This window comes from Tropicimonas aquimaris (assembly GCF_042676185.1).
Taxonomy (GTDB): Bacteria; Pseudomonadota; Alphaproteobacteria; order Rhodobacterales; family Rhodobacteraceae; genus Tropicimonas; species Tropicimonas aquimaris.
The window spans coordinates 225,763-246,850 of the sequence record NZ_JBHTJT010000051.1 but is presented as its reverse complement, the minus strand read 5'-3'; the positions used below and the strand labels follow the sequence as shown (position 1 = coordinate 246,850).

23 protein-coding genes are annotated in these 21,088 nt (G+C 67.3%); 7 read left to right on the top strand and 16 right to left on the bottom strand.

Annotated elements, in window-relative coordinates:
- Positions 1 to 46 precede the first annotated feature (46 nt).
- Positions 47 to 2,290: a transglycosylase domain-containing protein gene (locus ACFQ2S_RS22275; protein WP_386078209.1), complete on the bottom strand. Its 2,244-nt coding sequence runs from the start codon at positions 2,288 to 2,290 to the stop codon at positions 47 to 49.
- A gap of 266 nt (positions 2,291 to 2,556) precedes the next feature.
- Here ACFQ2S_RS22275 and ACFQ2S_RS22270 point away from each other — a divergent pair, with 266 nt between their 5' ends.
- Positions 2,557 to 2,895: a P-II family nitrogen regulator gene (locus tag ACFQ2S_RS22270; protein WP_068116246.1), complete on the top strand. Its 339-nt coding sequence runs from the start codon at positions 2,557 to 2,559 to the stop codon at positions 2,893 to 2,895.
- 33 nt (positions 2,896 to 2,928) lie between these two features.
- The gene (locus ACFQ2S_RS22265) at positions 2,929 to 4,281 is read left to right on the top strand and encodes an ammonium transporter (protein ID WP_386078205.1); all 1,353 of its coding nucleotides are present in this window, start codon (positions 2,929 to 2,931) and stop codon (positions 4,279 to 4,281) included.
- Between the two features lie 177 nt (positions 4,282 to 4,458).
- Here the strand turns inward: ACFQ2S_RS22265 and ACFQ2S_RS22260 are convergent, their stop codons facing one another.
- From ACFQ2S_RS22260 to smpB, 5 genes are all read right to left on the bottom strand, one after another.
- Positions 4,459 to 5,643, bottom strand: a complete 1,185-nt coding sequence (locus ACFQ2S_RS22260; protein ID WP_386078202.1) for an amino acid aminotransferase — start codon at positions 5,641 to 5,643, stop codon at positions 4,459 to 4,461.
- Positions 5,644 to 5,651: 8 nt separating this feature from the next.
- A complete protein-coding gene (locus ACFQ2S_RS22255; RefSeq protein WP_386078200.1) occupies positions 5,652 to 6,218 on the bottom strand; it encodes a GNAT family N-acetyltransferase in 567 nt (188 codons plus the stop codon).
- Positions 6,215 to 7,066, bottom strand: a complete 852-nt coding sequence (gene sseA, locus ACFQ2S_RS22250; protein WP_386078197.1) for a 3-mercaptopyruvate sulfurtransferase — start codon at positions 7,064 to 7,066, stop codon at positions 6,215 to 6,217. The genes ACFQ2S_RS22255 and sseA overlap by 4 nt, the downstream gene beginning before the upstream one ends.
- A 119-nt stretch (positions 7,067 to 7,185) precedes the next feature.
- Entirely contained in the window at positions 7,186 to 7,479 is a 294-nt protein-coding gene (locus ACFQ2S_RS22245) for a hypothetical protein (RefSeq protein ID WP_386078194.1), read from the bottom strand.
- A 127-nt stretch (positions 7,480 to 7,606) separates the two neighbouring features.
- Positions 7,607 to 8,080 (bottom strand): SsrA-binding protein SmpB, encoded by a 474-nt coding sequence (smpB, locus tag ACFQ2S_RS22240; RefSeq protein ID WP_089233551.1) that lies wholly within the window; start codon positions 8,078 to 8,080, stop codon positions 7,607 to 7,609.
- A 131-nt stretch (positions 8,081 to 8,211) separates the two neighbouring features.
- Here smpB and ACFQ2S_RS22235 point away from each other — a divergent pair, with 131 nt between their 5' ends.
- Positions 8,212 to 8,781 carry an NYN domain-containing protein gene (locus tag ACFQ2S_RS22235; RefSeq protein ID WP_386078191.1) on the top strand — a complete coding sequence of 190 codons (570 nt, stop codon included), beginning with the start codon at positions 8,212 to 8,214 and terminating at the stop codon, positions 8,779 to 8,781.
- A 9-nt stretch (positions 8,782 to 8,790) separates the two neighbouring features.
- Here ACFQ2S_RS22235 and ACFQ2S_RS22230 read toward each other — a convergent pair whose 3' ends face one another.
- Together ACFQ2S_RS22230 and dapA are read right to left on the bottom strand one after the other, a co-directional pair.
- The gene (locus ACFQ2S_RS22230; RefSeq protein WP_386078188.1) at positions 8,791 to 9,171 is read right to left on the bottom strand and encodes a GFA family protein; all 381 of its coding nucleotides are present in this window, start codon (positions 9,169 to 9,171) and stop codon (positions 8,791 to 8,793) included.
- A gap of 27 nt (positions 9,172 to 9,198) precedes the next feature.
- On the bottom strand, positions 9,199 to 10,074 hold the full coding sequence (gene dapA, locus ACFQ2S_RS22225) for a 4-hydroxy-tetrahydrodipicolinate synthase (protein WP_386078185.1): 876 nt from the start codon (positions 10,072 to 10,074) through the stop codon (positions 9,199 to 9,201).
- A gap of 187 nt (positions 10,075 to 10,261) precedes the next feature.
- Between dapA and ACFQ2S_RS22220 the strand changes: the two genes are divergently transcribed.
- Positions 10,262 to 12,208, top strand: a complete 1,947-nt coding sequence (locus ACFQ2S_RS22220) for a lytic transglycosylase domain-containing protein (RefSeq protein ID WP_386078182.1) — start codon at positions 10,262 to 10,264, stop codon at positions 12,206 to 12,208.
- A gap of 201 nt (positions 12,209 to 12,409) precedes the next feature.
- On the opposite strand, the gene ACFQ2S_RS22215 is transcribed toward ACFQ2S_RS22220, so the two are convergent.
- Together ACFQ2S_RS22215 and mnmD are read right to left on the bottom strand one after the other, a co-directional pair.
- On the bottom strand, positions 12,410 to 13,282 hold the full coding sequence (locus ACFQ2S_RS22215; RefSeq protein ID WP_386078179.1) for a DMT family transporter: 873 nt from the start codon (positions 13,280 to 13,282) through the stop codon (positions 12,410 to 12,412).
- Complete coding sequence (gene mnmD / locus ACFQ2S_RS22210) at positions 13,279 to 13,956, bottom strand: tRNA (5-methylaminomethyl-2-thiouridine)(34)-methyltransferase MnmD (RefSeq protein ID WP_386078176.1); 678 nt, start codon at positions 13,954 to 13,956, stop codon at positions 13,279 to 13,281. Before mnmD ends, ACFQ2S_RS22215 begins: the two co-directional genes overlap by 4 nt.
- Before the next feature lie 51 nt (positions 13,957 to 14,007).
- Between mnmD and ACFQ2S_RS22205 the strand changes: the two genes are divergently transcribed.
- Positions 14,008 to 15,054 (top strand): NAD(P)/FAD-dependent oxidoreductase, encoded by a 1,047-nt coding sequence (locus ACFQ2S_RS22205; protein ID WP_386078174.1) that lies wholly within the window; start codon positions 14,008 to 14,010, stop codon positions 15,052 to 15,054.
- Between the two features lie 53 nt (positions 15,055 to 15,107).
- On the opposite strand, the gene ACFQ2S_RS22200 is transcribed toward ACFQ2S_RS22205, so the two are convergent.
- Positions 15,108 to 15,635 carry an invasion associated locus B family protein gene (locus ACFQ2S_RS22200; RefSeq protein WP_089233558.1) on the bottom strand — a complete coding sequence of 176 codons (528 nt, stop codon included), beginning with the start codon at positions 15,633 to 15,635 and terminating at the stop codon, positions 15,108 to 15,110.
- A 165-nt stretch (positions 15,636 to 15,800) separates the two neighbouring features.
- On the opposite strand from ACFQ2S_RS22200, the gene ACFQ2S_RS22195 reads away from it, so the two are divergent.
- On the top strand, positions 15,801 to 16,796 hold the full coding sequence (locus ACFQ2S_RS22195) for an asparaginase (RefSeq protein WP_386078172.1): 996 nt from the start codon (positions 15,801 to 15,803) through the stop codon (positions 16,794 to 16,796).
- Positions 16,797 to 16,829: 33 nt separating this feature from the next.
- Here the strand turns inward: ACFQ2S_RS22195 and ACFQ2S_RS22190 are convergent, their stop codons facing one another.
- The 5 genes from ACFQ2S_RS22190 to serB form a co-directional block, all read right to left on the bottom strand.
- Positions 16,830 to 17,063: a hypothetical protein gene (locus ACFQ2S_RS22190; RefSeq protein WP_386078170.1), complete on the bottom strand. Its 234-nt coding sequence runs from the start codon at positions 17,061 to 17,063 to the stop codon at positions 16,830 to 16,832.
- 108 nt (positions 17,064 to 17,171) lie between these two features.
- Complete coding sequence (locus tag ACFQ2S_RS22185) at positions 17,172 to 17,486, bottom strand: hypothetical protein (RefSeq protein WP_386078167.1); 315 nt, start codon at positions 17,484 to 17,486, stop codon at positions 17,172 to 17,174.
- Between the two features lie 39 nt (positions 17,487 to 17,525).
- The gene (locus tag ACFQ2S_RS22180) at positions 17,526 to 17,963 is read right to left on the bottom strand and encodes an SRPBCC family protein (protein ID WP_386078165.1); all 438 of its coding nucleotides are present in this window, start codon (positions 17,961 to 17,963) and stop codon (positions 17,526 to 17,528) included.
- The gene (locus ACFQ2S_RS22175; RefSeq protein ID WP_386078163.1) at positions 17,963 to 18,286 is read right to left on the bottom strand and encodes an ArsR/SmtB family transcription factor; all 324 of its coding nucleotides are present in this window, start codon (positions 18,284 to 18,286) and stop codon (positions 17,963 to 17,965) included. Before ACFQ2S_RS22175 ends, ACFQ2S_RS22180 begins: the two co-directional genes overlap by 1 nt.
- A gap of 71 nt (positions 18,287 to 18,357) precedes the next feature.
- A complete protein-coding gene (serB, locus tag ACFQ2S_RS22170) occupies positions 18,358 to 19,236 on the bottom strand; it encodes a phosphoserine phosphatase SerB (protein WP_386078161.1) in 879 nt (292 codons plus the stop codon).
- 668 nt (positions 19,237 to 19,904) lie between these two features.
- On the opposite strand from serB, the gene ACFQ2S_RS22165 reads away from it, so the two are divergent.
- Positions 19,905 to 21,059 carry a phosphoserine transaminase gene (locus ACFQ2S_RS22165; protein ID WP_386078158.1) on the top strand — a complete coding sequence of 385 codons (1,155 nt, stop codon included), beginning with the start codon at positions 19,905 to 19,907 and terminating at the stop codon, positions 21,057 to 21,059.
- The last annotated feature ends 29 nt before the right edge of the window (positions 21,060 to 21,088 follow it).

Genomic DNA, 21,088 nt, shown 5'->3' with positions numbered 1-21,088 from the left:
TCAGGCCGCAGCCTGCACCGGATCGTCATCCCGGCAAAGCGCGATCTCAGTTCCGGCGGCCGAACAGGTTGCCGAGCACGTCCTGCAGCACCCGCTCGGCGAGGTTGTCCTTCTGCTCGGCCTGGGCGGGTGCCTGCTGGCGTCCGGCGCCGTTGCTGTTCGCGGTGGTAGTGTTGCCCTGGTATTGCGGCGCGGCGACCCCCGCGGGAGCCTGGGGCACATCCATCGGCAGCGGCGAGATCGGCACGCCCTCGTGGACGCGCAGCATGGTCTCGCGCCAGATGTCCGCCGGCAAGCCGCCACCGGTCACGCCGCTGAGCGGCGTGTTGTCGTCATAGCCCATCCAGACCCCGGCGACGTAATCGGCGGTGAAGCCGATGAACCAGGCATCGCGCGCGGCCTGCGTGGTGCCGGTCTTGCCAGCGGCCGGGCGGTCGCCCAACTTGGCGCGCTGACCGGTTCCGGCATCGATCACCTGGCTCATCATGTAGACCAGATAGCGCGCGGCCTGTTCCGAGATCACCCGCTCGCCGAAACCGCCGCCCTGCCCCATCAGCGTCTCGTTCTCCCCCTGCAGGCGCAGCTCGTTGAGCCCGTAGGGCGTCACCGAGCGGCCGCCGTTCAGAATACCAGCATAGGCGCCGGTCATTTCCACGAGGGTCGATTCGGAGACGCCGAGCGCCAGCGCGGGGCCGTTGGCCAGCGCATTGTCGATTCCGAACTCGGTGGCGATCTTGCGCACGTTCTCGCGGCCAACCGCCTCGGATACTTTCACCGCCGGGATGTTGAGAGATTCCTTCAGGGCGTCGCTCAGGGTGACACGGCCCTTGAATTCGCGGCTGTAGTTTTTCGGGCAGTAGTCGCCCGATCCGGGCACGTTGATGCAGTAGGGTTCGTCGACCACGGTGGCCAGCGGCGTATAGCCAAGGTCCATTGCGGCGGCATAGACGAAGGGCTTAAACGAGGAGCCGGTCTGCCGCTTGGCCATCGTGGCGCGGTTGAAGGCGCCCGAAACCTGCGTCTCGCGCCCGCCGACCATGGCCCGCACCGCCCCGTCGGCCGACATCACCACGATCGCGGCCTGGGCTTCGGAACCCTCCTTCAGCTTGCTCTCGAAGACATCGCGCATCGCGCCTTCGGCTGCCTTCTGGATCCGCTGGTCGATGGTGGTGAAGAGCAGCACGTCCTCGGTGGTGTCGCGGGTCAGGAAGTTCGGACCGGTGTCCATGACCCAGTCGGCGAAATAGCCGCCGGTGTTGGATTCGGCCGCGGCGCTCAGCGTCGCCGGCCGGTCCCAGGCACGGTCCCGCTCCGCCGCGGTGATATAGCCCTGATCGTACATCAGTTTGATTACCGTGTCCGCACGGTCCTGGGCACGTTGCAGGTTGTTGGTTGGGGCGTAACGGGTCGGCGCCTTTAGCAGGCCCGCCAGCATCGCCGCCTGACCGGGGTCGAGCTGCGAGGCCGGAACGCCGAAATAGCGCTGCGCGGCCGCTTCGAAACCGCGGGCGGAGGCACCGAGGTAGGCCCGGTTGAGGTAGATCACCAGGATCTCGTCCTTGGTGTACTTCGCCTCCATGGCCATCGCGTAGATGGCCTCCTTGACCTTGCGCCAGATCGTCGTGCGCCGGCAGTCGTCCTCGTAGGCGGCCTCGGTTTTCCAGACGCTGGCATCATAGGGAACGCCGAGGCAGAGCAGCTTGGCGGTCTGCTGGGTCAGCGTCGAGCCGCCGTGGCCTGACAGCGCGCTGCGCCCCTCCGACAGGTTGATCCGGATGGCGGAGGCCACGCCGCGCGGGCTGACGCCGAGGTGCCAGTAGAAGCGCCGGTCCTCGGTGGCCACCACGGCGTTCTTCACGTTCGGCGAGACCTGGTTGATGTCGGTGATCGAGCCGAACTGCTCGCCGCGCCAGGCAAAGACATCGCCCTCCCGATCCATCAGGGTCACGGAGCCGCGGGTGCGCCCGTCGATCAGGTCGGTGAAAGGCGGCAGTTGTGCATAGAAATACAGCACCGCCCCGCCGAGTACGAGGCCAACCACGGCCGCGCTGCGCCAGGTCAGGCTCCAGATCAGGCCAAGGACAAAGCCGATGAGTCGGCGCAGCCAGCCGATCGGACCGCGCGGACGTGCGGTCGCGCCGCCGCGCCGCGATTTGCGCGGTGCAGCCTTGCGCTTGCTGACCTTGCTGGCGCTCGCGGACGGTTTTTTTGCCGTTGTGCCGCGTGATGTAGCCTTCGTGGGGCGCTTGTCGGCCCGAAGGACCGGGCGCTTTCCGCCTTTGGAGCTCATGGGAGCCTCTGGACCGTTTACCTGCTCGTTTTTCAGAGTTGATACCCCGAATGGCAATCAATTGGGAGAGCGGAGGTGCCATTGCCGCGTCTTGAGTTGGCTTAAAAAATGAGCATCACTGCCTCATTGTGCAAATATTGTGCAAAATATCCGGAATCTGCCCGAGGATCCGGCCACGGATTTCTTGAACCTCCCTCGTTCCATCGGCTGTCTGCCTGCGTAGACCCGCCGGGGACCTCCCCCCGGCCAAGCGGAAGGGGAGCAAAGTGAAACTCATCATTGCAGCAATCAAGCCGTTCAAGCTCGAGGAGGTGCGCGAAGCGCTCACCGCCATCGGCGTCCGCGGCATGATGGTTACCGAGATCAAGGGATTCGGCTCGCAGTCGGGCCACACCGAGATCTATCGCGGTGCGGAATACGCCGTGAATTTCGTGCCCAAGGTCAAGCTGGAAATCGTGGTCAACGCTGCGATGGCCGACCAGGTGGTCGAGACGATCCAGAAGACCGCCAAGACCGACAAGATCGGCGACGGCAAGATCTTCGTTCTCGACGTGAACCAGGCCGTCCGCGTGCGGACCGGCGAAACCAACGACGACGCGCTCTGAGAGCCCGGGTCCTTCAGGGGAAAAGAAAAAGACATGACGCTCAAGAAGTTCATTCCTGCCATCGCTGCGGCCGCTGTCGCGCTGCCGACGGTGGCCCTCGCGCAGGACGCGCCGGTGCCGGGTGTCGACGCGTCGACCGACAGCATCTTCATCTTCAACACGCTGCTCTTCCTCATCGGCGGCTTCCTCGTGATGTGGATGGCCGCAGGCTTCTCCATGCTCGAAGCCGGTCTGGTGCGCCAGAAGAACGTCACCATGCAGCTGACCAAGAACGTGGCGCTCTTCTCGCTCGCCGCAATCTTCTACTACCTGGTCGGCTACAACCTGATGTACCCGCTCGGCAGCTGGTCGATCGGCTCTGACGAGACCGGCGGCTACCTCGGCGCCTTCGGCCCGGCCGTTCTCGAAGCCGTGGGCATCACCCGCGATGCCGCCGACGACTACGGCTACGCTTCCACCGGCTCGGACTTCTTCTTCCAGCTGATGTTCTGCGCCACCACCGCCTCGATCGTCTCGGGCACCCTGGCCGAGCGCATCAAGCTGTGGCCCTTCCTGATCTTCACGATCGTGCTGACCGCGTTCATCTACCCGATCCAGGCCTCCTGGAAATGGGGTGGCGGCTTCCTCGACAGCCAGTACGGCTTCCTCGACTTCGCCGGTTCGACCGTGGTGCACTCCGTGGGTGGCTGGGCGGCTCTGGCCGGCGCGCTGATCCTCGGCCCGCGTATCGGCAAGTACAAAGACGGCCGCGTGCATCCCTATCCGGGCTCCAACCTGGCCCTCGCCACGCTCGGCACGTTCATCCTGTGGCTCGGCTGGTTCGGCTTCAACGGCGCCTCCCAGCTTGCCATCGGCACCGTGGGCGATGCCGCCGACGTCAGCCGCATCTTCGCCAACACCAACACTGCCGCTGCCGGTGGCGCGATCGCCGCGCTGATCATGACCCAGGTCATGTACGGCAAGGTCGACCTCACCATGGTGCTCAACGGCGCCCTGGCCGGTCTGGTGTCGATCACCGCCGAGCCGCTGACCCCCTCCCTCGGGGCTGCGACGCTGATCGGTGCCGTCGGTGGCGTGTTGATCGTCTTCGCCGTGCCGATGCTCGACAAGTTCAAGATCGATGACGTTGTCGGCGCCATCCCGGTGCACCTCGTCTGCGGCATCTGGGGCACCATCGCGGTCGTTCTGACGAACCCCGATGCGACGCTCTTCGGCCAGCTGATCTCGATCGTGATCGTCGGCGTGTTCGTCTTCGTCGTCTCCGCGATCGTCTGGTTCATCCTCAAGATGACCATGGGCATCCGGGTGCCGGCCGAGGACGAGATCACCGGTCTCGATACCGCCGAGCTGGGCATGGAAGCCTACCCCGAGTTCGCAAAAGGCTGACCTCCCTTCCAGTCAGCCCGACCCTGGCCCCGGACGCGCGAGCGCCCGGGGCTTTTTCATTGCCGAAGCCGGGTCTACCGTTCTTGGCGATGAGACGCCTCCCATGAGCGCGATCCACGCAAGCGGCGCAGTCTATCGGGAATTCGGTTTGTGGCTTCGCCCTGTCGGCCCGCCGGGTTAGCGCAGCACGGCGGCGATCGCGCGGGCGGCAGGGGCGAGGGTTTCCGGCGTCAGGCCGGCCACGTTGATCCGCCCGTCGCCGATCATGTAGAGCGCATGCTCACGGCGCAGTGTCTCCACCTGCTCCGGGGTGGCCGGCAGCAGTGAGAACATGCCGCGATGGCCGGCCAGATGGCCGAAGCGGTCGGAGCCGGACGCCTCGCGCAGAGCATCAGCCAGCCCCCGACGCATGGAATCGATCCGCTCTCGCATCTCGGTCAGTTCTTCTTCCCACTGGGTGCGCAGCGCCGGGTCCGTCAGGATTGTCGTTACCACCCGCGCACCGTGATCTGGCGGGAAGGCATAGGATTGGCGGTTGAGCCATGCCAGCGTGCCCCGCACGGCCGCAGCCGCCTTCGGCCCGTCGCACAGCGCAAGCACCAGGCCAACTCGCTCGCGGTAGAGCCCGAAATTCTTGGAGCCCGAGATGGCAACCAGCATCTCCGGCAGAGCCGCGGCGATCAGCCGGAGGCCGACCGCGTCCTGTTCCAGCCCGTCGCTGAAACCGAGATAGGCGAGGTCGACCATCGGCACGGCCCCACGCTCAGCGAGCAGAAGCGCGATGTCGCGCCAGTCCTCCAGCGCGAGATCGGCGCCGGTGGGATTGTGGCAACAGCCATGCAGCAGCACGAGATCTCCCGCCGCTACGCCCTCGAGATCGGCCTGCATCCCCTCTCGATCTAGGCCGCCGCTCGACGCGTCGTAATGGCGATAGCTGCGGCGCCTCATGCCGACCCCGTCGAGAATGGCAAGGTGATTCGGCCAGGTCGGCGACGGCGTCCAGACGGTTGCGTCGGGCCGGACCCGGCGCACCAGTTCGAACGCCTGCCGCACCGCGCCGGTGCCGCCTGGGGTCGCCAGCGCTGCGACGCGGTCGGAGGGGATGACCCCGCCCAGTACGAGCCCGCGCATCGCGGCGTGGAACGCCGGATCGCCAGACAGCGCGACGTAGCCCTTGGTCTCCTGTGTGTCAAGAAGTGTCCGCTCGGCGGCCTTGACCGCCCGCATCACCGGAGTGCGCCCATCGGCCGTCCGGTAGACACCGACGCCCAGGTCGATCTTCCCGTCGCGCGCGTCTTCGGCGAAGGCCTGCATCACACCCAGAATGGGGTCAGGGGCCGGGGCCCGGTGATCTTTGAACATGGGCTGACTCAGTCCGGAATGCGGCCGGCGTCATGAGCGCGTTTCAGCACCCGGGTATGATCGGTCCGCCGAACCGCCTCGAAGCCCATCCGCTGGTAGAGCCCGAGGGCGCGCGGGTGGTCGAGCGTGTTGGTGTTGACCGTCATCTTCTCGACGCCCGGAATGTCCCACCCTGTCAGCACGGCGCTTTCCAGAAGGAAGCGCCCGAGGCCACGGCCGATCGCCTGCGGCACGAGGCCGAAATAGGCAAGGTCGCAGATGCCCGGCTTGCGGTGATCGAGCATGAAGAACCCGTGCGGCCAGCCTTGGCGCATCAGCGTGTAGAGCGAGGTATTGTCGCTCGCCAGCCACTCGGCCAGCTCCTCCTCGCTGCGGTCGTGCATGTCTTCCCAGGCATAGTCGCGGCCGACCGCGTCATAGAGGCCGAGAAAGAACCAGACCGGAGGCGTATCGGCCTTGAGCAACGCCGAGGGCGCGCCGACGGGCTGATGCGGCCAGCCAAAGGACGGCCGCTTGGTCATCTCGAGCCAGGTTACGGTGTAGGAGATCTCGCCTCCGGCGGGGGTCAGGCTCATCCGATCTCTACCTTCAGATCCGGATACATGCCCCATTCCGCCCAGGAGCCATCATAGAGCGCGTTGCGCCCGTGGCCGAGCAGGGTCAGGGCAAGCGTGAGCGCGGCCGCGGTCACGCCGGAGCCGCAGGTGGTGATGATCGGACGGTCGAGATCCACGCCGGCCTCGGAGAACAGGCTCCGCAGCTCGGCATCGGATTTCAACGTGCCGTCCTCGTTGGTCAGCGTCTCCCAATGGACGTTCAGAGAGCCGGGAATATGGCCGGGGCGCAGTCCGGGGCGCGGCTCCGTCTCCTCGCCGCGGAACCGGCCGGGTCCGCGCGCATCGACGATCTGCCAGTCCTTGAGCTTTACGGCCTGGGCGACCTGGGTCACGTCCTTGATCATGTCCGCCTGGCGCCGCACGGTGATGTGCCGGTCGCGCATCAGCGGCGGCACGTCCTCCACCGGGCGTTCCTCGCGCTGCCATTTCGGGAAGCCTCCGTCGAGCACCGCGATGTCGAAATGCCCCATCAGGCGGAACAGCCACCAGACCCGCGCGGCCGAAAACAGCCCCATACCGTCGTAGACGACGACCTGGTGACCATCGCCCACCCCGAGCTTGCGCATCCGGCTGATGAATTTCTCCGTCGGCGGCACCATGTGCGGCAGGTCCGAGCGAAGGTCGCTGATCTCGTCGATGTCGAAGAAGCGCGCGCCCGGGATGTGGCCGGCGTCATACTCCGCCCTGGCGTCGCGGTTCATCGCCGGCAGGTACCACGACGCGTCCAGCACCCGCAGGTCGGGATCGTTCAGGTGGGCTGCCAGCCAGTCGGTGCTGACAAGCGTTTTCGGATCGTCTCTGCCCATCCGGCCCTCCACGCAAGCATCTTGTCCGAAAGGGCTACCGTCCGCGAGGCCGGGACGCAAGCCAAAGGAGGATGCCCGGCCCGGGCTCTGCCGACGGGCCGTGCAGACACAGGACGGTACTACTTGGCCAGCATCTGCTTGATGAGGCCGACGACCACCATAAGGACCCCACCACCGACGCCGCCTGAGGCAACCGAGCCGATGATGCTGCCGAGATCGACGCCACCGGCGCCGGCAGCCACATCGGTCGCCACGCTCGAGGCGCCAAGCATCCCGAGGATCTGGGCTCCGATTCCACCGCCAAGGATGCCGACAATCGAGTTGCCGAGCGTGCCGAGGCTCATGTTCTTGAGAAGCGCGCCGGCAATGTTGCCACCAATTGCGCCAGAGAGGAGACCGATCAGAAGTTCCATGCTTTCACCCAGCTGAAAGGGACTGTCCGGCCACGATACCACAAACGCCGTCCAAACGCGCGAAATCCTTGGGCGGGAGCGAAGACGTCGGAAATCTGAAAGGGTCGGGGCTGCGCTGGTCGGCCCGTCAACCGCCGTGGCGGAGCAGACGCTGCTTCTGGCGGTTCCAGTCGCGCTTGGCCTCCGTGGCGCGTTTGTCCTGGGTCTTCTTGCCCTTGGCGATGCCGATCTTCAGCTTCGCGATGCCCTTGTGGTTGAAGTAGAGCACCAGAGGCACCAGCGTCATGCCCTTGCGTTGCGTATCGTTCCAGAGCCGCGACAGTTCCTTGCGGGAGACCAGCAGTTTGCGCCGCCGCCGCTCCTCATGGCCGAACATGGCGCGATCGTAGGGGGCAATGTAGCTGTTCACCAGCCATAACTCCCCATCCTCCACTGCCGCGTAGCTCTCGGCGATGTTGGCGGAGGTGGTGCGCAGGCTCTTCACCTCGGACCCGGTGAGCATGATGCCGCATTCGAGATCGTCCTCGATCGCATAGTCATACCGCGCCCGCCGGTTCTCGGCGATCACCTTGTAATTCGGATTGTCCTTCGGTTTTGCCATGGAGGGCGGATATAGGCGCTTTGCCGGCAACTTCCAAGCGCTATGGCAGGCATGCCGCATCGGATGACGCAGCTTGCCGCGCCATTCAAAATCCGGATGACGACATCAGGCGACAGACCTAGTGTCGAGCCATGATATTGCCGCTCATTCTGTTCGCGCTTTCCCTTTCTTTGCTCGCCGTGTCCTATCTCTTCGCGGACCTGGCGGATCTTTTCCTGCTTGCCGTTCCCGCGACACTGGCGAGCCTCTGGCTGGTGGTCAGCACCGGGCTGCGCCGCTGGCGCGAGGGGCCGCGCGCACCGGCAGGCCCGGTGGTGATCGACGGATCGAACGTGATGCACTGGCGGGACGAGACCCCGCAGATGGACACGCTGCGAGAGGTCATCCGGCACCTCTCAAACCGGGGCTTCAAGGCAGGTGTCGTGTTCGACGCCAATGCCAGCTACAAACTTGCGGGAAAGTATCTCGACGAGCGGGCGCTGGCGCGGCGCCTTTCCCTGCCCAGGGACAACGTAATCGTGGTCGACAAGGGGACACCAGCCGATCCGATCCTGCTGGAAGTGGCGCGCGATCTGGGCGCGCGGGTGGTGTCGAACGACCAGTTCCGCGACTGGGCCTTCGACCATCCTGAAATCCGTGAGCCCGGACACCTGATCCGGGGCGGGTATCGCAATGGCAAGCTCTGGCTCGATATCGGCTAGGCCGCGGGCCTAGCCCTTGGGTTCTTCTCGGTCCCGCTCGAAGCTCTGGAACGGTAGGGGCGGGAGCCAGGCCTCACGCCGAACGGCCCAGCATTCGTAATCGGGGACAAGGCCGGCGGTGTCGTCGAGCGCCCCGAGGTGCAGTTCGATCTCGTCACCGCTGCGCGCAAAGACCGAGGAGCCGCAGTGCGGGCAGAAATGCCGGCCCCGGTAACTCCGGGTCTCGCCCTGCACGGTAACGGCCTGCGCGGAATAAATCGCGGCGGCATAAAATAGCGCGCCGTGGTGCTTGCGGCAATCGAGGCAATGGCACAGGCCGACCCGATCCGGCCGGCCCCTGGCCACGAAGCGGACATCGCCGCAGAGGCATCCACCGCTGAAAGGGTCCATCCAGCTGCCCCCTCTCCCGCGCCCTCCTTAGCCGAGGAGGCCTGCGAATTCCATCGCGTCGCGGATCGCCGCCTTGGTGCCATCGGTCAGCCCGACCAGCGGCAGACGCACGTCCTCGGAGCACTTGCCAAGCAGCGACAGGCCGTATTTCGCACCCGCCAGACCCGGCTCGAGGAATATCGCCGTGTGCAGCGGCATCAGCCGGTCCTGGTATTCGAGCGCCTTGGCGTAGTCGCCGGCAAGCGTCGCCGCCTGGAATTGGGCGCAAAGCTTCGGCGCGACGTTGGCGGTGACCGAGATGCAGCCGACGCCGCCATGCGCGTTGAACCCGAGCGCGGAGGCATCCTCGCCCGAAAGCTGGACAAAATCCGGCCCGCAGGTCTGGCGCTGCTTGCTGACACGGGTGATGTCGCCGGTGGCGTCCTTCACCCCGACGATGCGGGGCAGTTCCGCCAGCCGGCCCATGGTCGCGGGCGACATGTCTACGACCGAACGGCCGGGGATGTTGTAGATGATGATCGGCAGGTTGCTGGCGTCGTGCATCGCCTTGAAGTGGGCGTAGAGGCCCTCCTGCGTCGGTTTGTTGTAATAGGGCGTCACCACCAGCGCCGCATCTGCACCTACCTTTTCCGCATGGCGGATCAGGTTGATGCCCTCGGCCGTATTGTTCGACCCCGCGCCGGCGATCACCGGCACCCGGCCGGCGGCGGCCTGCACCACGCGCGCCACCACTTCGCCGTGCTCGGCATGGCTCAAGGTCGGGCTTTCGCCGGTGGTTCCGACCGGCACAAAGCCGCTGCTGCCCTCTGCGATATGCCATTCGATCAGCGCATCAAGCGTTTCCAGGTCCACCTTGCCATCCTTGAACGGGGTGACCAGAGCGGGAATTGAGCCTTTGAACATGATTTCCTCCGTTTCCCGCGCCGCGGCGCGCCTGACCGGGCCGCAGCCCGAGTCGCTCATCGTCAAAACGCGGCGGACCCTATATGGCCGAAAGGGAATTGCCAAGTTTGTGAGTTGCGGCGAGATACACGTCCTTTAGGGTCGGTGCGATCGAATTCGGACTAACAAGAACAACCGGGCAGACACCTTGCGATTCGTCCCACTGATGCTCCTCTTCCTGATGCTGCCGCTTCAGGTCGCGGCCGCGCCGTCGGCACAGGGCGCGGCGCTTGCCGATGCCTTGCAACAGATGCGCACCGGCAACTGGCGTGGCGCCGCCGTCGCGGTCCGGCCGGCCGGCGCCGAGGGGCGCGACATCATCGAATGGCACCGGTTGCGGCAGGGCGGGCAGGCCCCGTTCGACGCCTATCGCGACTTCCTTGCGCGGCGACCGGACTGGCCGGGGCTCGACCTGCTGCAGACCCGCGGCGAGGGCTCGATCCCGGAGGATGCCGATCCGGCCGAGGTCGTCGCCTATTTCGGCGGGCGCCTGCCCGAGACCGGCACCGGCGTGTTGCGGCTGGTCGAGGCGCATCGCGCCCTCGGGCATGCCGGCGACGCCGAGGCGATCGCGGTCATGGCCTGGCGCACCCGGACCCTGTCGCCCGAGATCGAGACCAGCCTGCTCGACCTCTACCGTTCGCTGCTTTCGGAGCACCACACGGCGCGACTCGACGACCTGCTCTGGCGCGGCGAGGAGACTGCCGCGCGGAGGATGCTGCAATTCGTCCCCGAGGGTTGGCAGAAGCTGGCGGAGGCCCGGCTCGCGCTGACCGCGCAGGCGCCCGGGGTCGACAGCCGGATCGAGGCCGTGCCGGAGGCGCTCGCCGGGGATGCCGGGCTGGCCTACGAACGGTTCAACTGGCGGGTCCGAAAGGGGCGCAGCGAGGACGCCATCGCGCTGATGGCCGAACGCTCGATTGCGCCAGACGCGCTCGGGCGACCGGAACACTGGGCGAACTGGCGGCGGATCTATTCGCGCCAGCTGATGCGGGACGGCGAGGCGGTCGCGGCCTATTCGCTCGCCAGCCAGCATTTCCTCGTGGAAGGCGGGAACTTCGCAGACCTCGAATGGCTGGCCGGCTATATCGCCTTGCGAAAGCTGGGTGATCCGGAACTGGCGCTGTTCCACTTCGACCGGCTCGCCGCCGCAGTTCAGACGCCGATCAGCCTTGGCCGCGCCGGCTACTGGCGCGGGCGCGCGCTTGAGGCGCTTGGCGACGCGGCGGGCGCGAGCGCGGCCTATGCGGACGGGGCGCTCTACCAGTCGAGCTACTACGGACTCCTGGCAGCCGAGGCGGGCGGTCTACCACTGGACCCTACTCTCTCTGGCCGCGAGGTCTTCCCCAAGCTGGAAGACAGTCCGCTTCGCCAGAGCTCGGTCCTGACCGCCGGTCTCCTGCTGCTCGACGCGGGCGACGACCCTCTGGCGGAACGTTTCCTGTCGCATCTGGTCGAAGGGCTGCCGCGAGAGGAAGCCGGCACGCTTGCGGACCTGATGCTGGAGCTGGGCGAGACCCATATCGCGCTGATGATCGCCAAGCGCGCGGCGGAGGGGGGAATGGTGCTCCCGGCCGCCTATTACCCGCTCAGCCCGCTGATGGAACGCGACCTGCCCGTGTCGAAGGCCCTCGCACTGTCGATCGCCCGCCGGGAGAGCGAGTTCGACCCTCGGGTCGTGAGCCCCGCAGGCGCTCGCGGGCTTATGCAGCTGATGCCGGGCACAGCCCGCGACGTGGCGGCGGAGCTGAAGATCCCCTACGACCGCGACGGGCTGACCGGAGATCCGACCTACAACGTGACGCTGGGATCGACCTACCTCGCCGGACTGATCGAGGTGTTCGGCCCGGCCCCGGTGCTGGTCTCCGTGGGCTACAACGCAGGGCCGGGGCGCTCGCTCGACTGGGTGTCGCGCTTCGGCGACCCGCGGTCGGAGGAGGTGGACGTGATCGACTGGATCGAGCACATCCCGTTCCGAGAGACCCGCAACTACGTGATGCGCGTGACGGAAAGCATCCTGATCTACCGCGCCCGTCTTTCGGGCGAGACCCGCGATGCCCCGCCCAAGGTTATCGACTTCCTCCGCAACGGCTAAACCAGCCGGTGGCGCTCCCGCCCCTTTCCTGCCCCTTGCGGGGCAGGAAAGCGTTGGGCCGGGCACGCCTTCGGCGTGCTGGCGCAGAACCCGGTCCAAGTGCAACTGCCGCGCCGAAGGCGCGGCCCGGCCCAACGCCGGACAAGCCGCTTGCGGCGCAGCTCCGGGGGCGGGAGCGCCCCGGCCTCATGGCTCGCGACGTCAGGCGGCGCGGCGTTGACGCCAGAGGGTGAAGAGCCCGGCCGAGATCACGATCATGCCGCCGACCAGCACGTTCGGGCGGATCGTCTCGCCGAAGGCCAGAACGCCAAGGGCGCTGGCGAAGACCAGCTGGAAATAGGCGAATGGCTGCACGGCGCTGGCCTCGGCGACTTCGTAGACGCGGATCAGCAGCCAGTGCCCGGAGGCCCCCGTCAGGCACAGAAGGCCCATCCAGGCCCAGTCCCCGGACGCCATCGGCTGCCAATGCGAGGCGCCAACGATCGTCATCACCACCGCGCCGGACACGCCGGTCCAGAAGAAGCTCGTGGCGCTGGCGTCACGACGGGCGGCGTAGCGGGTCATCAGCCCGTACAGGGCAAAGAGCAGCGCCGAGGCGAGCGCCACCAGCGCATAGGGCGAGAACACCGCCCGCCCCGGCTGGAGGATCACGAGGATGCCGACAAAGCCCACCCCGATCGCGGCCCAGCGGCGCCAGCCGACCTTTTCTCCCAGGATCGGGCCGGAGAGCGCCGCGATCATCAGCGGGTAGCAGGCGAAGATCGCGTGGCTTTCCACCAGCCCGAGATAGACGAAGGCCTGGATCGCGACGCAGATCTCCAGCGCCAGCAGGACGCCGCGCCCGATTTGCAGCAGCGGCTGCGTGGTCCGCGCCGCGGTCACAATTGAGCCGGAACGCTGCCGGGCGAGCGTCAGCACGAAGGCTGCGAAGAACCAGTAGCGGATCATCACCACCATGAAGACGTTGTACTCGGCCGCCAGATGCCGCGAGATCCCGTCCTGCATGGCAAAGACGAAGGTGGTGAGGATCATCAGCATGATGCCGAGGCGGTTGTTGTCGGTGCCCGCGGTCATGCCGGCATCCTCCCGGCGCTCATGTGCCGCTTGCGCCCGTAGCCCGGCCGCCGCTCGACGGTGAAACCGGCCGCGGCGAGCGCCCGTCGGACAGCGCCGGCGGCGGTATAGGTGGCGAAGCTGCCACCCGGGGCGGTGTGCCGCCCGACCTCCGCCATCAGGTCGTCCTGCCAGAGCTCCGGGTTCCGCGCCGGGGCGAACCCGTCGAGAAACCAGGCGTCGGCTGCGCCCTGCCAGGCCGGGACGGTGTCGCGCGCGTCACCGCGGATCATCACTGCCGAGACCGGACCGATGCGGGCCTCGAAGCCGGCTGGATCCCAGGCGGCGAGCAGCGGTTCGCGGAAGGCCTCGAGCCCGGAGAAGGGCGCCAGTGCGCGGGCGAGGTCGCCGGCCTCCAGCGGGAAGGCCTCGAACCCGACATAGCGGACCCCGTCCACCCCGGCCCCCGACGCGCAATCGGCCAGCGCCAGCAGGTTCAGTCCGGTACCAACACCGAGTTCGGCCACCTGGAAGCCCGGCCGAAGCCGCGCCGGAAGGTCGTTGCCGTCGAGAAAGACATGGCTGGTCTCCGCCAACCCGTCGTCGAGCGAATAATAGGGATCGTCGAACCGCGCGGAGACCGGCACATTGCCGTCCCGCCAGATCAATCCGCCGTTCTGGTCACTCTGCTGCACCTGGTCTAGACCCCTCTTCAAGCGCGCGGACAATGGGCGAGAGGTGAGACCTTGGCAAGGATCGACTGCACGGTGCGGGGGGGCGGTATCTTCGGTCTCGCCTGCGCCTGGGAAATGGCCCGCCGCGGGGCGAAAGTCTGTCTGATCGAACGGGAGCGGATCGGCGCCGGCTCCTCCGGCGGGCTGGTTGGCGCGCTGGCGCCGCATGTGCCGGAGAACTGGAATCCGAAGAAGCAGTTCCAGTTCGAGAGCCTCGTCATGGCCGCGGCGTTCTGGGCCGGGGTGGCCGAGGCCTCTGGCCGCGATCCGGGATACCTGCGCAGCGGCCGACTCCAGCCGGTGGAGGATGCCGCCGGACTCGAACGAGCGCGGGAGCGCGGGGTGGAGGCCGAGAAGCTCTGGCAGGGCAAGGCCGAATGGCGCGTGGTGCCGTCCGAGAGCTTCGGCGACTGGGCGCCGCTCAGCCCCACCGGCTGGCTGATCCATGACACGCTCACCGCGCGGCTCCACCCCCGGCAGGCCGCCGCCGCGCTGGTAGCGGCGATCGAGGCGGCCGGGGGCGAGGTGGTGATCGGCGAGGCGGAGGACGCAGGCTCAGTGCTCTGGGCAACCGGGCATTGGGGGCTGGCGACCCTGAGCGCAGATCTGGGCAAGACGGTCGGCGCGCCGATCAAGGGGCAGGCCGCGCTTCTGAAGCTCAATCGCCCCGACGCGCCGCAATACCTCGCCGGCGGCGTCCACGCGATCCCGCATGCCGATGGCACGCTCGCGATCGGTTCCACGACCGAGCGGGAGTTCGACGCCCCCGACACGGTGGACAGCCAGATCGACGAGGTCGTGGCGCGGGCGCGGGCCGCCTGCCCGGCCCTGGCCGACGCGCCGGTGATCGCGCGATGGGCCGGGCTGCGGCCGCGGGCGCGGAGCCGGGCGCCGATGCTGGGCCCCTGGCCAGGGCGGCCCGGTCACTTCGTCGCCAATGGCGGTTTCAAGATCGGTTTCGGGATGGCGCCCAAGGTGGCGCAGGTAATGGCCGACCTGGTCCTGGACGGCCACGCGGAAGGCATCCCCGACGGCTTCCGCGTCGAGGACAACCTCTGATCTGCGCGGCCGGTCCGCCGGCCGTCGGCGATTTCGGGATCAGGCGTCGCGCCCTACTGGGCGCAGCGCTGCTCGGCCTCTTCCATCGCCGCGGTGAACCCCATCAGCGAGAAGGTATCCTCGGTTCGTGTCCCGCGGCTGGACCGCGCGGTCAGCTTGGCTTCCGCACCGCGCTTCAGCGCCGTCACCAGCTTGGCGTCGTCCTCCGGCGAGGCCGGCCAGGCCCATTCGCCCTCGGTGAACAGCTCGAAGCTGCTGTCGCCCACCTCGACCGTCACGGTCGAGCCGCCGGCAAAGGGATAGCCGCCGGTAAAGGACACCTCGCCCGCGGCACCCGCACCCGGACGGAAGGTGACGAACAGCAGGATATCCCCGCGTTGCACCGAGACCGGCTTGCCATCACGGCTGTTCACGGTTTCCTTGGGCGAGGACACCCCCCAGCATTCCGTCGGGTTTTCCTCGACGAACACGCTCCAGTCGGTCTTGGCGGCGACCCGGTTCGAGGATTCCTGCGCACCGGCAACGGCCCCCGAAAGAACGAGTGCACCGGCCGCCAGTCCGGTCGTGATCCAGGATTTCATCTGTCTGCAGCCTCCAGCTGTCTCTGCCTCACACTAGCCGCTCTTGGCCCTTGATGGACTCTTCGGAAAGCGGATGGAATTTCAACCTGCTGTTTTGCATGGTAACGCAGATGTGCCGGGAGGGTGAAGCCCTGACGGCGGAAATTTGCCGGGAGAAGAGACGAAATGGCCGCCGTGGAACTGGTTGAACTCTGGCGCGGAGACATCCGCGAATCCGTGCACCGCGGACATGCGGTGATCTGTGACGGCTCTGGCGCCGTCATCGAGGCCTGGGGAGACGCCGACAAGGTCGTTCTGCCCCGGTCCTCGGCCAAGATGGTGCAGGCGCTGCCGCTCCTGGAGAGCGGGGCCGCCGATGCTGTCGGGCTGACTACCGAACAGCTCGCCCTCGCCTGCGCCAGCCACAGCGGGGCGGCAATCCACACCGGTCGGGCGGAGCGCTGGCTTGCGGATCTCGGGCTGACAGACAGCGACCTGCGCTGCGGCCCGCAGGACCCCGAAGATCCGGCCGAGCACAAGCGCCTGCTCTGTTCCGACGAGCGCCCCTGCCAGGTGCACAACAACTGCTCCGGCAAGCATTGCGGGTTCCTGACGCTGAACCGGCACATTGGCGCGGGGCCGGAATGCACCGAGCCCGACCATCCGGTGCAGCTGGCCGTCCGGGCGGCCTGGGAGGAGGTAACCGGAGAGACCTGCCCCGGCTTCGGCATCGACGGCTGCTCTGCCCCGAACTTCGCCGCCAGCCTCGCCGGCATTGGACGGGCGATGGCGGGCTACGCAGCGGCGCGAGAGGGCCGGGGGCGCCGGCAAAGCGCGCAGGCCCGGCTGGCGCAGGCGATGATGGCGCATCCCGCGCTGATCGCCGGCGAGGGCCGGGCCTGCACCGATCTGACCCGCGCGCTCGGCGGCGCGGGCGTGGTCAAGACCGGGGCGGAGGGGTTCTACATCGCGATCCTGCCGGAGCGTCGGATCGGCGTGGCGCTCAAGATCGAGGACGGAACGACCCGCGCCAGCGAATGCGTCATCACCGCGATCCTGGTGCGCCTCGGCGTCCTCAGCCCGGAGCACCCGGTGGCGCAACGGCTCCGCAACCCACGGCTGCTCAGCCGCCGGGGGTTCGAAACGGGGCAGATGCGTCCGGTGCCGGGCCTGTTCGACTGACAGAGGACCCCGCCGGAGGGGCCGGGCCGCGCGTCAGGCGCGCGCGCTGGCCTCTCTGCGCAAGGCGCGCCTGCGGAGCATCGCGGAAATCAGGCTCAGCACCGTGCCCCCGATCAGGAAGGGCGAGGCCATGAGCCCGACCGCCACCCACAGGCCGAGCGCGGCCGAACCGTCCTCGTGATCAGGCAGGCTGAATCCGAACAGAACCGTCAGCAGGGCAGCGACCCAGCATATCCACGCAAGGACTCCCGCCACTCGTCCAAGCATCGCCGTCTCCCGGTTACTCGCCCCGGTTCAACAGGGCGGACGGGTATGGCCGGCGTAAGGCGGCAAGATGACGGCCCTCGCCGTGCTCCGGCACAGGGCCGGCCGTGGTTACATGTCGAAGGTTTCCGCCACCTCGACCGTCCCGCTGCCGTCCTTGACCATCGGGCAGACCCTGGCGTGAGCGATCGCGGCCGGCATGTCCGGGGCCTGGATCAGCGTGTACCCGGAGATCGGATTGGCGCCGCCGTTGTCGTCCACGCCCTTGGAATGCACCGTCCAGGACTGGCCCACCGGGTTGCCCCCGTCGACGACCGCGTCGCCCATCGCCTCGAACCATGCCGTCCATTCGGCCATGACCCTGGCGCCTTCCTCCTCGGTCTCGGGTTTCTTCCCGCCATGATAGGCAAATACATACTTTGGCATCCCGGTTTCCTTTCCTGTTGAGATGCGGGGAAATGGCTTTCAGACGGCCAGCCGCTCCAGCTTGACGAGCGACGAGGTCCAGCCCCTCGTGTGGTTTTCCGCGGCTTCGGCGCCGGGCAGGCCGCGATGGTCGATCACCAGATGCGCGCCGCGGTCGGTTTCGGTCACGGTGAGGGTGACGTGGCTTTCGGCGCCGCGCCGACCCTGGTCATCATGCCAGGCCCAGGTGAAGCCCACCGACTTCGGCGGGTCGACATGGGTTACATGACCCGAGACCTTGAAGCGCTGCCCCTCCCCGTTCTCCATCACCGAGAACCACGGCCCCTTGCGAGTGAAATCCAGCGCATGTTCCGGAACCTTCATGCCCTCGGGGCCCCACCATCGAGCCAGGCCTTCGGGCGAACTGACATAGCGGTACAGGGTCTCGACACTGACCGGGAAGATCCGTTCCAGCCGGACGTCTTCAAGCGTTTCCATCAAATCTCCTCTTTGCTCTGCAATGCCTGTTCGAGCCGGTCGAGGCTGCCCTCCCAGAAGGCCCGGTGCGAGATCGTCCAGGCGGAAATGGCCCGCAGCGCCTCGGGGTTCACGGAATAAATGCGTTTCGTGCCCTGCACCCGCTGATCGATGACACCGGCCTCGCGGAGCACCTTGAGATGGCGCGAGATTGCCGGCGCGGAGATCGGGGCGACCTCCGACAATTCACCAGCGGTGCGTGTGCCCTCGGTCAGAAGGCGCTCGACGATGGCGAAGCGGGTGTCGTCGGCAAGGGCGGCAAAAGTCTCGGGCAGCGGTTTCATGCAACCAGCCTGCGCCGATCCCTTTATTGACGAGAATGTTGATCAAACATGCGGTGAATATCCGTCGGCACTCAGGCCTCGACGAACTCGTCGACCGAGTATCCCTGGATGAACAGCAGCGCCGTGAGGTCGCCGTGGTTGATGCGGATGTCGCATTGCGCCGCGACACTCGGCTTGGCGTGGAGCGCTACACCGGCCCCCGCGAGTTCGAGCATGCCGAGGTCGTTGGCCCCGTCCCCCACCGCGAGCACATCTGCGGCCGTGATGCCGAGCCGGGCGGTGATCTCCTTGAGCGCAGCCACCTTGGCCTCCCGCCCGAGGATCGGCTCGGATGGCACGCCCGTCAGCACGCCGTTCTCGACCAGCAGGGTGTTGGCCCTGTGCTCGTCAAAGCCGAGCCCGGCGGCGACCTGCGCGGTGAAGGCGGTGAAACCGCCGGAGACCAGCGCGGCATAGCCGCTATTGGCCTTCATCGTTGCGATCAGTTCGCGGCCACCCGGTGTGTAGGTGATGCGCTCGGCCAGCACCTTGGCGATCACGCCCTCCGGCAACCCCTTGAGCAGCCCCACGCGCTCGCGCAGCGCGCCTTCGAAATCGAGTTCACCATTCATCGCCCGCGCGGTGATCTCCTTCACGCGTGCGCCGACGCCGGCCTCGTCGGCCAACTCGTCGATGCATTCCTGGCCGATCATGGTGCTGTCCATGTCGGCCAGCAGCATCCGCTTGCGCCGCCCTTCGGCGGGTTGGACCACGAGGTCGATGCCGAGCGCCTGCATGTCCTCCCAGACCTGCCAGCGGTTCTCCGGCAGCGCCTCCATCGGGAACTCCGCCGCCGCCCCGGGCGCCAGCCAGACCGCCGCTCCACCGCCCCAGGCAGTGCGCAGCGCCTCGATGGCCGCCGGCTCGAGGCGGGGCCGAACGGGATTGGTCAGCAGCGTGGTGACATACATGCGAGGCTCCTGCGGCACGGGATCTGGCGGGCATAAAGCAGGAACCGTCCGCCTTCGCCAGCCCCCTCCGCCCCGTGCCTGGACAGACCGCCAATCTGCCCGGCTGGCGATGGCGCTCTTCCAATCACATCTTGTCCGCGGTGGCGATGGACATTCCCGACGGTGCGGAAAAGGCCTCGTCCCACAGGACCCGCTCCGTCGCGTAGAGCTGGCAGACGACCACGCCCTGTTCGGTCTGCGCCCCGACCGGCGTCGTTTTGTAATCCGATTGATCGATGCAGCCGGATACGGCCGTGAAAAGGCGCAGCGCCGGACCTCAGAACACGGCTTTGATACTGGCGCCCTTCAAGATTTCTTGGAGGGCAACCTGCGATGACGCGATGCTGCAGGACATGGACGGTCCTTCGCCTGAGGGGCGCGGCTTCAATCTGTTGTAGGAGAACGGCATTCCGGCGGCCCACCTTCTAGTGCCCCCCGGTCCCGGGAGACCATTCACAGGCCCGGCCCTCTTGCCAATCGGCGTCACGGGTTTCCGATAGGGTCGGCAGAACTCCGCATTCCGGGCGAGGGCCGCGAAACGGCACTTGTTATTTTCCCGGGGCTCTCGTAGAGGCGTCCGTGGGACACCCCTCCCCAACGAGGGGCATATATCTGTAAGGATACCAGCAATGGCGACTCAATCCCCGGCTGCGCGGCCGGCGAACCCTCGTTTTTCCTCTGGCCCCTGTGCCAAACCCCCCTCATTCACGCTCGACGCCCTGAAGGACGCCCCGCTTGGCCGGTCGCATCGCGCCGCCATCGGCAAGGCGAAGCTTTCCGACGCGATCGAGATCACCCGCGACGTGCTCGGCGTGCCCGCCGACTACCGCATCGGCATCGTGCCCGCTTCCGACACCGGCGCCGTCGAGATGGCAATGTGGTCGCTTCTGGGGCAACGCCCGGTCGAGATGCTGGCTTGGGAAAGCTTCGGCGCCGGCTGGGTGACCGACGTGGTCAAGCAGCTCAAGCTCGATGCCACCGTCCGGACCGCCGAATACGGCGAGATCGTCGATTTCACGCAGGTCGACTTCGACAAGGACGTCGTCTTCACGTGGAACGGCACCACCTCCGGCGTGCGCCTGCCAAACGGCGACGCGATCCCCGCCGACCGTGACGGGCTGACCATCTGCGACGCGACCTCCGCGGCTTTCGCGGTGGACCTGCCCTGGGACAAGCTCGACGTCACCACCTTCTCCTGGCAGAAGGTGCTGGGCGGCGAGGCCGCACACGGCATCCTGATCCTCAGCCCCCGCGCGGTGGCACGGCTCGAGAGCTACACCCCCGCCTGGCCGCTGCCCAAGATCTTCCGCCTGACCAAGGGCGGCAAGCTGATCGAGGGCATCTTCAAGGGCGAGACGATCAACACGCCGTCGATGCTGGCGGTCGAGGACTACCTCTTCGCGCTCGACTGGGCCAAGTCTGTGGGCGGGCTGGAGGGCCTCATCGCCCGGGCAGACGCCAACACGGCCGTGATCGCGCGTTTCGTGGCCGAGAACGACTGGATCGACTTCCTCGCCGCCGACCCGGCGATCCGCTCCAACACCAGCGTCTGCCTGAAGTTCACCGACGCGCGGATCAAGGACGGTGCGGCCTTTGCCAAGACGGTGGCCAAGCGGCTCGACGCCGAGGGCGTGGCCTATGACATCGGCGCCTACCGCGACGCCCCCGCGGGGCTTCGCATCTGGTGCGGCGCGACGGTCGAGACCTCGGATCTCGAGGCGCTCGTCCCGTGGCTCGTCTGGGCCTTCGAGACCGAGATCGCGGCGCAACTCGCCGCCGCCTGATCCACGACCCCATCGCCGTTCCGGGGGCC

Coding starts and splice junctions, on each gene's coding strand:
- ACFQ2S_RS22275 (WP_386078209.1), bottom strand. CDS start 2,290: ATGAGCTCCAAAGGCGGAAAGCGCCCGGTCCTTCGGGCCGACAAGCGC.
- sseA (WP_386078197.1), bottom strand. CDS start 7,066: ATGGGCAGAGACGATCCGAAAACGCTTGTCAGCACCGACTGGCTGGCA.
- ACFQ2S_RS22260 (WP_386078202.1), bottom strand. CDS start 5,643: ATGTTCAAAGATCACCGGGCCCCGGCCCCTGACCCCATTCTGGGTGTG.
- ACFQ2S_RS22255 (WP_386078200.1), bottom strand. CDS start 6,218: ATGAGCCTGACCCCCGCCGGAGGCGAGATCTCCTACACCGTAACCTGG.
- ACFQ2S_RS22230 (WP_386078188.1), bottom strand. CDS start 9,171: ATGGACCCTTTCAGCGGTGGATGCCTCTGCGGCGATGTCCGCTTCGTG.
- ACFQ2S_RS22185 (WP_386078167.1), bottom strand. CDS start 17,486: ATGCCAAAGTATGTATTTGCCTATCATGGCGGGAAGAAACCCGAGACC.
- ACFQ2S_RS22215 (WP_386078179.1), bottom strand. CDS start 13,282: ATGACCGCGGGCACCGACAACAACCGCCTCGGCATCATGCTGATGATC.
- ACFQ2S_RS22195 (WP_386078172.1), top strand. CDS start 15,801: ATGGCCGCCGTGGAACTGGTTGAACTCTGGCGCGGAGACATCCGCGAA.
- ACFQ2S_RS22175 (WP_386078163.1), bottom strand. CDS start 18,286: ATGAAACCGCTGCCCGAGACTTTTGCCGCCCTTGCCGACGACACCCGC.
- ACFQ2S_RS22265 (WP_386078205.1), top strand. CDS start 2,929: ATGACGCTCAAGAAGTTCATTCCTGCCATCGCTGCGGCCGCTGTCGCG.
- ACFQ2S_RS22190 (WP_386078170.1), bottom strand. CDS start 17,063: ATGCTTGGACGAGTGGCGGGAGTCCTTGCGTGGATATGCTGGGTCGCT.
- smpB (WP_089233551.1), bottom strand. CDS start 8,080: ATGGCAAAACCGAAGGACAATCCGAATTACAAGGTGATCGCCGAGAAC.
- serB (WP_386078161.1), bottom strand. CDS start 19,236: ATGTATGTCACCACGCTGCTGACCAATCCCGTTCGGCCCCGCCTCGAG.
- ACFQ2S_RS22235 (WP_386078191.1), top strand. CDS start 8,212: ATGATATTGCCGCTCATTCTGTTCGCGCTTTCCCTTTCTTTGCTCGCC.
- ACFQ2S_RS22180 (WP_386078165.1), bottom strand. CDS start 17,963: ATGGAAACGCTTGAAGACGTCCGGCTGGAACGGATCTTCCCGGTCAGT.
- ACFQ2S_RS22245 (WP_386078194.1), bottom strand. CDS start 7,479: ATGGAACTTCTGATCGGTCTCCTCTCTGGCGCAATTGGTGGCAACATT.
- ACFQ2S_RS22200 (WP_089233558.1), bottom strand. CDS start 15,635: ATGAAATCCTGGATCACGACCGGACTGGCGGCCGGTGCACTCGTTCTT.
- ACFQ2S_RS22165 (WP_386078158.1), top strand. CDS start 19,905: ATGGCGACTCAATCCCCGGCTGCGCGGCCGGCGAACCCTCGTTTTTCC.
- dapA (WP_386078185.1), bottom strand. CDS start 10,074: ATGTTCAAAGGCTCAATTCCCGCTCTGGTCACCCCGTTCAAGGATGGC.